General features: G+C 54.8%; 10 protein-coding genes. 5 read left to right on the top strand and 5 right to left on the bottom strand.

Features of this window, described 5'->3' with window-relative positions; genetic code table 11:
* Positions 1–225 precede the first annotated feature (225 nt).
* Positions 226–2,334, top strand: a complete 2,109-nt coding sequence (locus ABD843_RS04385; protein ID WP_345079093.1) for a ComEC/Rec2 family competence protein — start codon at positions 226–228, stop codon at positions 2,332–2,334.
* Here the strand turns inward: ABD843_RS04385 and ABD843_RS04380 are convergent, their stop codons facing one another.
* A complete protein-coding gene (locus ABD843_RS04380) occupies positions 2,335–3,000 on the bottom strand; it encodes a YdeI/OmpD-associated family protein (RefSeq protein WP_345079090.1) in 666 nt (221 codons plus the stop codon). It abuts the gene before it with no gap.
* Between the two features lie 161 nt (positions 3,001–3,161).
* On the opposite strand from ABD843_RS04380, the gene ABD843_RS04375 reads away from it, so the two are divergent.
* From ABD843_RS04375 to ABD843_RS04365, 3 genes are all read left to right on the top strand, one after another.
* Positions 3,162–3,902, top strand: a complete 741-nt coding sequence (locus ABD843_RS04375) for a shikimate dehydrogenase family protein (protein ID WP_345079087.1) — start codon at positions 3,162–3,164, stop codon at positions 3,900–3,902.
* Between the two features lie 57 nt (positions 3,903–3,959).
* A complete protein-coding gene (locus tag ABD843_RS04370) occupies positions 3,960–5,216 on the top strand; it encodes a dicarboxylate/amino acid:cation symporter (RefSeq protein ID WP_345079084.1) in 1,257 nt (418 codons plus the stop codon).
* A 100-nt stretch (positions 5,217–5,316) separates the two neighbouring features.
* Complete coding sequence (locus ABD843_RS04365) at positions 5,317–5,913, top strand: hypothetical protein (protein ID WP_345079081.1); 597 nt, start codon at positions 5,317–5,319, stop codon at positions 5,911–5,913.
* Here ABD843_RS04365 and ABD843_RS04360 read toward each other — a convergent pair.
* The 3 genes from ABD843_RS04360 to ABD843_RS04350 are packed head-to-tail and all read right to left on the bottom strand — an operon-like array spanning position 5,910 to position 8,888.
* Positions 5,910–7,091, bottom strand: coding sequence for a hypothetical protein (locus ABD843_RS04360; RefSeq protein WP_345079078.1), 1,182 nt, complete (start codon positions 7,089–7,091; stop codon positions 5,910–5,912). The genes ABD843_RS04365 and ABD843_RS04360 overlap by 4 nt on opposite strands.
* A complete protein-coding gene (locus tag ABD843_RS04355; RefSeq protein WP_345079075.1) occupies positions 7,088–7,729 on the bottom strand; it encodes an ATP-binding cassette domain-containing protein in 642 nt (213 codons plus the stop codon). Before ABD843_RS04355 ends, ABD843_RS04360 begins: the two co-directional genes overlap by 4 nt.
* A gap of 40 nt (positions 7,730–7,769) precedes the next feature.
* Positions 7,770–8,888: an RsmB/NOP family class I SAM-dependent RNA methyltransferase gene (locus ABD843_RS04350; protein WP_345079072.1), complete on the bottom strand. Its 1,119-nt coding sequence runs from the start codon at positions 8,886–8,888 to the stop codon at positions 7,770–7,772.
* 163 nt (positions 8,889–9,051) lie between these two features.
* On the opposite strand from ABD843_RS04350, the gene paaZ reads away from it, so the two are divergent.
* Positions 9,052–11,106, top strand: coding sequence for a phenylacetic acid degradation bifunctional protein PaaZ (paaZ, locus tag ABD843_RS04345; protein ID WP_345079069.1), 2,055 nt, complete (start codon positions 9,052–9,054; stop codon positions 11,104–11,106).
* A 335-nt stretch (positions 11,107–11,441) separates the two neighbouring features.
* Here paaZ and ABD843_RS04340 read toward each other — a convergent pair whose 3' ends face one another.
* The gene (locus tag ABD843_RS04340) at positions 11,442–11,765 is read right to left on the bottom strand and encodes a helix-turn-helix domain-containing protein (RefSeq protein WP_345079066.1); all 324 of its coding nucleotides are present in this window, start codon (positions 11,763–11,765) and stop codon (positions 11,442–11,444) included.
* Between the last annotated feature and the right edge of the window lie 72 nt (positions 11,766–11,837).

Raw genomic sequence — 11,837 nt, 5'->3', positions numbered from 1 at the left:
ACTTCCAATGCTTTTTTTCGCAAGAGAAGATGTACAAAGTTCAGTATGGTCCTCTTTCAAAGTTTAGTATAAATACCAGATCTTCTGCGTTCATATACCCTTACATTGCCACTGCGAACCATATGTGAACAAAACAGTGGCATTCATAGAAATTTCAATATATTTTTAATGCGATAAAAATGTAAAATATTATTTATATTTACATTATCAACCGGTACTACCTGCATGGACCGATGGCCTGTCAATAAAGCCTACTTCTGGGAGGCGGCTCCCTTCTTTCGCATCCTTGCCCCGTTCGCGCTGGGCATACTCTACTACTATAGCCCGCTGATGGCCGAATGGCAGGTGCCGCTCTTTGCATGGGTGGCAATGGGCATCACCCTGGTATACATGGTGTGCCTTGGTGTCAGTAGAACACAGGGTACATTCCTGCTGGCACATATCGCGCTCTTTGCCGCAGGCATATCCATTTCGGGGTATAACGATGTGCGCAGCCGCTACAACTGGTTCGGGCGCGACATACGGCCTTCGGATACCTACATGGCCTTCGTCAGCGCTGCCCCGCAGGAGAAGGAGAACACCTGGAAGCTCACCGTGCGCATCATAGCGTCTATAGATCCGCAGAAAGTGACCAATGTGGCCGGCAATGCCTTTGTATATGTACGCAAGACCGATGTGCCCCTTATGCTGCACAAGGGCGATACGCTGCTGCTGCCGGGCAGATGGGAACCGATAAAGGATGCGGGCAACCCGTTCGAGTTCAGCTATGCTGCCTACTGCGCACGAAACAACATACGGCATACGCAATGGTGTACCCCTGCCGAGGTGCGCCTCTACGCTGCCAACAATAAAAAAATGGCCGCCGCCACAGAAAGGATGCACGACTGGTGTATGGCCCAGCTGGACAGGTACCTGGGCACGCACAAGGCCCGCGGCCTGCTGCAGGCCATGCTGATGGGCGACGAGGTGAACCTGGACAAAGACCTGCAGCATGCCTATGCCGAAACAGGCATAGTACATATCATAGCCATATCGGGCGGCAATGTGGCTGTGTTCTTCATAGTCATTTCTACCCTGCTGGGCTGGCTGAAGCACAAGCGCTATACATGGATAAAGTATGCGGTGGCCATGCCCATAGTATGGTTCTATGTGCTGGCGGCAGGGGCGCAGCCATCGGCCGTGCGTGCGGCGGCCATGTTCTCGCTGTTGTCCTTTGGCATCATCATCAGGCGTGGCAGCAACAACCTGAACGAGCTTTTTGCCACGGCCTTCGTGCTGCTGTGTGCAGAGCCCGCATGGCTGCTGTCCATAGGTTTCCAGTTGTCGTTCTGCGCGGTGCTGTCCATCATACTGTTCTATCGCCATGTGCATGCATGGGCGCCGGTACGGGCATCGCCCGGCGTGGGCAAGGGTGCGGTACGGTTCCTCACCCGGCGCATCTATTCGCTGCCTGCCAAGCTGTGGAACGTCATAGCCATGAGCATAGCGGCAGAGATCCTCATAGCGCCCCTGGTCATCTACTACTTCCATTCGTTCCCCGTCATGTTCATAGTGGCCAATGCCGCGGCCTACCTCTTCATGAGCATAGTGCTCATGCAGGGTATGGTGATGCTGGCATTCAGCGGCATACCTGCCATATCGGGCTCTATAGCCATCGTCATACAGCACCTTACCGATATCTTCAGCGCGGCGGTATCGGCCATGCAGAACATAGGGCCGTTGTCCTTCCGCCACATTTCGCTCTCTGCCATAGAGACCATCATCCTCTACAGCGCCGTTGCCGATATGGCCTACTTCCTGCTGCGCCGTTACAAGCCTGCCCTGTTCGCATCTGTAGGCGCTGCATGCCTGCTCATGGCCAGTCTGTGTATACGCCAGTGGGACACCCTGCACCAGCGAAGGCTGGTGGTGTATAATATGCCCCGTGCCTTTCATGCCGAGGTGGCCGAGGGCGAAAGCTATTCGGTGATAGGCGCCGATACTGCCCGCCTGCCCGATGTGACCTATACCACCGATGCCGCCCATACCGGGTGGAACGCATGGGAAGAGCGTGCATCGGGTAAAAAGGAAGTGTGCTGCATAGGTGGCAAGACCCTGCTGATACTGGATGAGCCACCCGCTATCAATGGCTCCTTCCCTGTAGATTACCTGGTACTGAACGACCCCTCGCTTACGGACGTGAAAAAACTATCGCAGGTTTTCTCGCCATCGGTCATTGTGGTCACCAACCGTTTCTCGCGGAGGCAACTGGCCCAGTTGGGCAATGAGTGCAATGCCTGCGGCATAGCCATGCATGCAGTGGCAGAGCAGGGCGCCTTCGTACTATCGCGCTGATCAGCGCTTTGTCCTCGCTTTTTGTTTCAATTCCTTTTCCGCCATTATCTTCTGTATCATGGGCACCATTTTTTCTATACGGCTTGCGCGGGTCTCGGGCTTTTTGGCCTCGGTTATGGCCATCACATATTCTTTCTTATGACTGAACGACATCGCTTCGAACGCCGCTACCACACCTTTGTGCTGCGATAGCACGGCCAGTGCATCAGCAGGTAGCTGCACAGTGCGGCGTACAAAGTCTATGCCCTCCACCTTTCGCTCCTCTGGCGGCAGCCCTGCCTGCGAGGGCTTTTTGCGGGGCGCATTCGTAAAGCGCATACCCGTCCAGTCATCGTTCACCGATACCGATGTTTGCCCCCTGTATCCCGCGGCGAACACCGCCTCCCATGCGGCCATCTTTATCAGGTCCGAAGCCATGGAGCCCGTCTGCTTAGGGTAGCATATCCAGAAGAGGGTATCATGGCCTATGTAGGGCGCCAGTACAGGTAGCTGCGCGCATAAGTGGGCGCTGTCGCGGGCAAAGAGCATCAGTTGCTTTACTGGCTTTGTTCTGCCGGGCCGTGCAGATAGCGCCACACTGGGCAGTATGCTGTCCACATCGGTGGGCGCATCTACTATCCAAAGGGGTTCGGTGGTATCCAGTCGCAGTTTTTTGATGAGCTCCATGCATCAAAAATAACAAATGCACAACATGCCCGAATAGCTGCTATGTTAAATGCCTGTGGAATACATACAGACCGCCTCTGTTCGTTTTTAATGCGGATCTCTCACATTTGTGGGGCTACCGTACAATGCGGTGACATGGCAACACCACAACAGACGATATTTTGCACTACGGCCTGATAGGATACCCGCTTTCGCACTCTTTTTCTCCTGCGTATTTCCGGAAAAAATTCGCCGAAATGCAAATTGCCTGCCTGTACGAGGCATACCCCATTGCCGATATAGCAGAGCTGCCCGGCCTGCTGGCTGCGCATCCGCATATAAGCGGCCTCAATGTCACTATCCCTTACAAGGAGAGTGTGCTGCCGCACCTGCACGAGATAGACGAGATGGTGGCCGTGACCGGGGCGTGCAACTGCATATCTATAAAGGATGGCTACAGGAAGGGCTACAATACCGATGTCACAGGCTTTGAGCAAAGCCTGATACCCCTGCTGCGGCCGCAGCATAATATGGCGCTGATACTGGGCAATGGCGGCGCATCGAAGGCGGTGCGCTATGTGCTCACGCAGTTGGGCATACCATACAGTGTGGTATCGCGCGATGGCTCGCGGCAGACCATAGGGTATACCACCCTCACACCGGCCATCATAGATGCCCATAAGCTCATCATCAATACCACACCGCTGGGCATGTACCCCGATGTGGCCGCTGCACCACCCATACCCTACGATAGCATAGGCGACCAGCACCTGCTGTACGACCTCATCTACAACCCCGAAGAGACGCAATTCCTGGCCAATGGCAGGGAAAGGGGCGCAGTGACCAAGAACGGCTTCGAGATGCTGGTACTGCAGGCCGAGGCAAGCTGGGACATATGGACACGGCCCGAACGAGGCGAATGACCAATTAGACACTATTGGCGTATCTTGTGCGGTACAGATACCGCTTAACGACATAATATGGCAGAGATAGCGCATACTCCTCCCCGCAAGAACCGTATCACCCTGTATATACTGCTGGCCATGGTGGCAGGCATAGGCATAGGCGCCCTGCTGAACAACTACCTGGATGGCAGCCCCGCCGAAACGAAGGAGAGTGTACTGCAGCCCTTCTCGCTGCTGGCCGACATCTTCCTCCGTATGGTGAAGATGATCATTGCGCCGCTGGTGTTCAGCACATTGGTGGTAGGCGTGGCCAAACAGGGCAGCATAGCATCGGTAGGGCGTATAGGTGGCAAAACACTGTTGTGGTTCATATTCTTTGCCTTTGTGAGCCTGCTGCTGGGTATGCTGCTGGTCAACTTCTTTGCACCCGGCACCACCATGCACCTGCCCCTGCCCGACGCCACGGAGGGTGTGGTAGCACATGCGGCCCTTACACTGAAGGATTTCATAAGCCACATCTTCCCCACCAGCGTCATAGATGCCATGGCAAAGAACGAGATACTGCAGGTAGTGGTGTTCTCCATATTCTTTGGTATAGCTACGGCCGCCATAGGCGAGAAGGGCGCTATAGTGGTCACTGTGCTCGATTCCCTCTCGCATATCATCCTCAAGATGACGGCCTACATCATGAACTTCGCGCCCTTTGCCGTGCTGGGCGCTATGGCCGCCGTTATAGGGCGGCAGGGACTGGGCATCCTCAGTACCTATTCGCTCTTCATAGGCGAGTTCTACCTGGGCCTCTTCCTGCTGCTCACCATATTGCTGGGTGCGTGCTGGCTGGTGGTAGGCAGGCGCACCGGCAAGCTGCTGGGCCATATAAAGGACCCCGTGCTGGTGGCTTTTTCTACCAGCAGCAGCGAGGCGGCCTTCCCCCGCCTGATGCTGGAGCTGGAGCGCTTTGGCTGCGACAATAAGATAGTGAGTTTCGTGCTGCCGCTCGGTTATTCCTTCAACCTCGATGGCTCTATGATGTATATGTCCTTTGCTTCCATCTTCATAGCGCAGTGCTATGGCATACACCTGGATGTAGGTACGCAGCTGAGCATGTTGCTGGTGCTGATGATAACGAGCAAGGGCATAGCAGGTGTACCCCGCGCATCGCTGGTGGTGATAGCAGGTACACTGGCCACCTTCAAGATACCCGAGGCCGGGCTGGCCCTGCTGCTGGGCATAGACCCACTGCTGGATATGGGCCGCTCTGCCACCAATGTAGTAGGCAATAGCGTGGCCACAGTAGCCATGTGCAAATGGGAGAAGGCGCTGAAAGACTGATGCTTAGAAATGAAAGATGTTCGCGATACGCTAACGGTTCGCTAATGATCTGCTAACGCCGGGCGAAAGAGGATCGCATGCGATAATTTTGCAAGGCACGATGCCAATAAAAAAAACCGCAAAAGCTGAGACCCTCCTGTTATTTGCCGCGCTGATGGTGCTGTTGCCGTATTGCGCCCATGGTGCGCAACTGATATTGTACGGCCAGATACAGCTACGGGCAGGTATAGTGTCGTTCCTGAACCTGGCCGTCTTCATAACGGCTGTTATTTCCATAAAGCAGTATTTCTGGCCGGGCGACAACAACACGCTGCCCTTCCATTATTTCAACATCGTGTTCACCGTATTGTTCTATGCTGTGGCGCTTCCTTTCCTCATCACCAACAGGGAATATTATGAAGAATATGCGCAACTGGTGCCGCTGTCGGTGATACAGAAATTCTTTGTCAGCCTCACTATAAGCTCCATAGCGCAGTGGTTCATCATTGCAGGGCTGGTCGTCAATGTGCTTTATATCAGGCGGTTCAGGAGAGATTATTACCAGGCCGGTATAGCCAGCGATGAACCGGATACTGCTACAGACCATCCGGGTGAGAGTGGAATGGATGTACCTGCTGATACTGCCGGCCCGGAGCAAACATCTACCGATACAGACCCGAACAGCGAAAATTCCACAAGCAACACAAGTACACATTAACGTATAGCCCTACGCACGGCCCTTGCCAGCAGTAGCCACAATAGCAAAGAGCTTGTAGCAAAGGCTGCCCAGTATTGCCAGCCCGGCACCATTGGCAGGTGCAGGCCGCTCTCGCCTATTATGTGAGCTATACCCACCTGTATACCGCAGCACACCACCACCGATAGAGCCATGGCCGTGGCGGCCATAGGCAGAAAACGCATCAGTATGGCCCGGCGTAGCACAGCAGCACTATAGCCCAGTTGCCGCAGCAGCACCAGCGAGGCCTGCGAACGGGCCACCGTAAGCTCGGCAAAGAGCATGAACACCAGTGTGCTGATACCCATAAGCAGCAGTGCGAACACGCCTGTGGCCGATGCCACGGCCTGCACTATAGTGCGCATCCTGCTCCATCGCAGGTTCTGCGGATCGGTGGTATAGCCGTGCTGCTGCAGGTATGTGTTGAATGCCCCGTCCGATGGGTCGTTCACCCTCAGTATCAGTTGCGAGGTCGTGTTCTGTCCGCCTCCGGCAAACGCATCATTGCCATACTCTATGAACGACATAGGCACCAGCAGCGAATTGATACGGTCGGAGAAACCGGCCACATATGCCGACAGCACAAGTGGGTTCTCATGTCCCGCCTGCAACCGTAGCGCCACCGCCCTTACCGATGTGCGCGAGAGCTGCGGGAGCCTCTGCCCCGGTGCAAAAACATAATTATAGATATCCAGGAACTGCGAGGACAGTATCACCGGCAGGGCACGGTCGCCGGGCTGCCAGTTCCACCTGTCGGGCAGGCTGTCTATGAACCTGTCTGGCACAGCGGCCACGGGCAGGTCTGTGGCCATGGCCAGCCTGCCCCCTATGGTTGCATATACCGGGAACCTCGCAGGCACTATAGCGCCCACGTCCTGTACCTGTGGCGCGTGGGCTATGTCCTTTATTTCCTGTGCGCTAAATGATGCAGGCTCCCTGCCCATGCTCTGCTCTGTTACCTGCTTGCCTATCACCACATAGCTGCTTTGCCCCTGCTGCTCCTGCCTGCCGCCCAGCATATGCGTCAGGTCGGTCCAGGCCAGTATGCTCAGCAGCAGCAGCGTAGTACCCACGAACAATACCGCCGCCGCCGCTACCACCCGCCTGCGGCCATTTGGCTGCAGCGTACCGGCTATTATATTTTTTGCGGCCTCTGTCACAGTCGCAGTGTTTGTTGGTAAGGAAAATAATTGTTCTCATCCAGGTCGGCCAGTATCATGCCTGCATTGCGCTGGCGTACCACATCGGCCACAAGGGCTATTGCCTGCTGGCGGTTGGCGCTGTCCAGGTGGCTGAAGGGCTCATCCAGCAGCAGCCACTTGAAGGGCTGTACCAGCGCCCTTACGATAGCTACCCTCTGCTGCTCGCCATAAGACAGGGTAGCGGCCGGTGCATCTTTTTTGTGGTAAATGCCTAGCCGTTGCATCCATTGCAGTACATCCTGCTCAGTGGCGGCAGTGGCCAGGTGCATCTTCACCGCTATGTTCTCCCATGCAGTAAGGGCGGGGAAAAGCCGCAGGTCCTGGAAGACGATGCTAACATCAGTGGCCCGCAGGCGGGATAGTGTCGCATCATCTGTCTTCGATGGCTGCAGGGCATCCCACTGTAGTGTGCCATCATGGTCGGTACGCAGGCCGTAGAGTATGTGCATCAGGGTGGTCTTACCCGCGCCCGATGGCGCCTGTACGAATACCGCGCCTCCCTGCAGCACAAGTTCCTTACCCCATACATCCGATGGTTGGTTGGCCAGCCGCTCGCGCAGGTGGTGTGGAACTATATGATGAAGGCTTAACTGCATATGCTGTTCTCAAAAATAAGCAAGGACCGTCGCATATCCGCTATTGCAGTACGGCTACGAACATACTATCGGCGCCTGTGGCTATGCCGTTTATCAGGCGCATCTCTGCTACACGCAGCGGTGTGGCCCCGGTAATGGCCTTTACCACATCTTCGTTCTCCTGCCTGAAGACCGAACAGGTGATGTATACCAGCCGCCCACCTTTTTTCACATACCGCGCCACATTGGTGGCTATGGCCTGCTGTAGCTGCGAGAACCGGGCCACGGCCGCTGGGTCGAAGTAGTATAGCTGCTCAGGCGTGCGTGCCCAGGTGCCGCTGCCAGAGCAGGGTACGTCGGCCAGTATATTATCGAAGGGGTGGCCCTTTGCCAGTGCATCTACCTGCTGCCTGTCAGCGGCATCGGCCACAATTACGGTGGGTTGCCTTAGGCCATATTGCCGGAAACGTGCCTCCAGGTTGTCGAGTATACTTCGGCGCTTGTCCGATACTGTAAGGTCTATACCCGGGCAAAGATCGCGCAGCAGCAGCGATTTCCCACCTGCGCCGGAGCAGCAGTCGTACCACCGCTCTCCCGCCATGGGCCTCATATACGCTCCCGTAGCCTGCGACGATGCATCCTGCACCACATAGCTCTCTGCGGGCAGCAGGGTGTCTATGGCAGCGCCATTGGGCAGGGCTAGGCAGGTAGGGGTAATGAACTCATAAGAGATATCCTTGCCATCCAGCAGCGCCAGTATACCGTCCTTATCCCTGCGAATACGGATGAACAGCCGCGGCTGCACCTGCATGGCTGCCAGCCACTCACCCCTTGTTATTCCCTCCGATAGTGGTATGTCGTGCGGGAAAAGCAGCTCTTTATCGAACCCCACCGGCACATCTATTGGCGCTACCAGGGAGAACATCTTGTCGAATAGGGGTGTGTAAGCATTGCACAGCACCAGGCACTCGCGCATACGCTGCTGGAAGGTAGGATCACCATCCCGTACAAGCCCCTTGCTGCACCTGTACCAGCTATAGGCTAGCATGCCCAGCATACGCCTGTCGCGGCTGCCCAGTATAGGGTATTGTTTGGTATATGCCTTCAGGAAGTGCGTCAGCGGCACATCGCCCTTATATGCTTCTATGATATTGCTTATATGTTGCCACAGGTATTGCATCGCAGGCTGTAAAGGTGGCAAATGTCACTGAAATATCCTCAAGGCACCTCCTCCGGCCCTTTTTAACTTTTTGACCTTTTAACGAATTGCCCCTTTAACTATTCGCCTACACCCGCATTATGCATTATCGCATTAACTTTACCACCCTTAATAACAGAGAGATATGTCACTGACAAAACTGGAGAACTATGCCGAAGGCAAATGGGTAAGCAGCGCCGCTGAGGGCGAAACGCTATACAATGCCGTGACCGGCGATGCCATATATACCGCAGGCAGCCAGGGCCTGGACTTCGGGGCCATGATGCAGTATGCCCGCAAGGTGGGCGGGCCTGCACTGCGCAAGCTCACCTTTCAGCAGCGCGGCCTTATGCTGAAGGCGCTGGCCATGCACCTGCTGGAACGCAAGGAATATTTCTACACCATCAGCGCCTATACAGGTGCCACCCGCGCCGACTCCTGGGTGGATATAGAGGGCGGTATCGGCAATCTCTTCACCTACGCCAGCCTGCGCCGCCAGTTCCCCGACGAGCGCTTCTATGTAGATGGCGATGCCGCAAAACTTTCGAAGAACAATACCTTTATAGGTCACCACATAATGGTGCCACGCGAGGGTGTGGCCATACACATCAATGCTTTCAACTTCCCGGTATGGGGTATGCTGGAGAAGATAGCGGTGAACCTGCTGGCCGGTGTACCTGCCATAGTAAAGCCCGCTACCCTCACATCCTACCTTACGGAGGTCGTGTTCAGGGAGATCATCAGGTCGGGTATACTGCCCGAGGGCTCGCTGCAGCTCATATGCGGCTCTGCCCGTGGCATACTGGACAATATAGAAACGCAGGATGTGGTCACCTTCACCGGCTCGGCATCTACGGGCCGTATGCTGAAGTCGCATCCGCGTATACTCTCTGAGGCCGTACCCTTCAATATGGAGGCCGACTCGCTCAACTGCTGCATACTGGGCACGGATGTACAGCCCGGCATGCCCGAGTTCGACATATTCATAAAGGAAGTGGTACGCGAGATCACTACCAAGGCCGGGCAGAAGTGTACGGCCATACGCCGTATAATAGTACCTGCCGACAGGGTAGAGGATGTGCAGATAGCCCTGGGCAAACGCCTGCAGACGAACGTAATGGGCGATCCATCTATTAAGGAAGTGCGCATGGGCCCCCTGGCGGGCATCAGCCAGCGCAACGAGGTGCGCGAGAAGGTGCAGCAACTGGCAAGGACACAAAGCATAGTGATAGGCAACCCCGACAACTTCGAGGTACTGGGTGCCGACAAGGAAAAGGGCGCCTTCCTGCCGCCGCTCATATTCCTCAATACAGATCCCTTCACCAATACCGACTGCCACAATATAGAGGCGTTCGGCCCGGTGTCTACTATCATACCGTACGATACTACCGACGATGCCATCACCCTTGCCCGCATGGGTATGGGCTCGCTGGTATGCTCTGTAGTGACCGCCGATGACGATATAGCCCGCGAGATAGTGCTGGGCGCTGCCAGCATGCATGGCCGCATACTGGTGCTGAACAACGACTGTGCCAAGGAAAGCACAGGTCACGGCTCGCCTATGCCGCTACTGGTGCATGGTGGCCCCGGCCGCGCAGGCGGTGGCGAGGAGATGGGTGGCAAGCGCGGTGTGATGCACTACCTGCAGCGCACTGCCATACAGGGCTCGCCCACTACCATAGGCCGCATCACCAATGTGTACCAGCAGGGCGGTAAACAGCACGAGACCGATGTACACCCCTTCAAGAAGCACTTCGAAGACCTGCAGATAGGTGAGACGCTCACCACGGCCAAACATACCGTGAGCGAGACCGACATCACCAACTTTGCCAATGTGAGCGGCGACAACTTCTATGCCCACATGGATGCTACCTCGCTGGAGGGTACCATTTTCACCGGCCGGGTAGCGCATGGCTACTTTGTGCTATCAAAGGCCGCAGGCCTCTTTGTAGATGCCAAAAAAGGCCCCGTGCTGCTGAACTATGGCATAGACGAATGCCGCTTTACCAAGCCCGTATACCCCGGCATGACGATAGGCGTGCGTCTGACGGTAAAAGAAAAGATAGCGCAGGAAAAGAAAACACCCGAGGATATAGCCAAGGGCATAGTGAAATGGCTGGTAGATGTGTATGACGAAACAGGCGAGACCGTAGCCATAGCCACCATCCTCACCATGGTAAAGATGAAGGACCAGGGATAATAGCAGCCCGATACCCAGTTCGATCACATCACCCCCATAATATCGCCTTGCAACTTTTGCAGCGGTACTATAGGGGTGATCTCGTAAATGCATGCCTTGTGTCCTTTATCCACAACAATTCTTTGTGCTCATTGTGTATTCCCTTTGTGCCCCTTGTGGTAAAAGGGTAAATGCGACGCGGTATTGCCACAAAAAAGAAAAGCTACCGAAAACGGTAGCTTTGATAACACTCACACAGACATAGTGAAATTGGTCTACTTCTTTAACGATGGGAGGATATACCTATCGTATCATATCTTTCATGGGGATGTGGGATGAAGATATTTGTCTTCGTGTCAGTTGTCTTTCGACGTTACGAGCTCCAGGTGCTCCGAGCTTACCATCTGCAGCGCCAGGCTTTTGATGGAAGGGTACACCAGCTCATAAACTCCTCTCTTGCTTGCCGGAACGTCCGACTCCTGCATGGCCACTATGTAGATAATGGATTCGGGAATGTCGAGTACCGTACACACCTTCGTGATAGTACGCTGACTGGGGCGTTTGATGCCGGTCTCTATCTGCGAAAGTGATGTCTGTGACAGCTCACATTTTTCGGCAAGTTCATACTGCGTTATCGATAATTTCTTCCTTATCGATTTAATAGCCGCGCCAATGTTCATGATAGTTAGTTTTTAATTTTTTAAATAAAAAGTTTAGTAGGTTTTAAACTTATGGACGATCTCTTCCAGAAA

It is taken from the genome of Nemorincola caseinilytica, assembly GCF_039540515.1.
In the GTDB taxonomy this organism is placed as follows: domain Bacteria; phylum Bacteroidota; class Bacteroidia; order Chitinophagales; family Chitinophagaceae; genus Nemorincola; species Nemorincola caseinilytica.
Note: the sequence above shows the minus strand (reverse complement) of the source record. Positions and strands in the feature narration are given on the sequence as shown.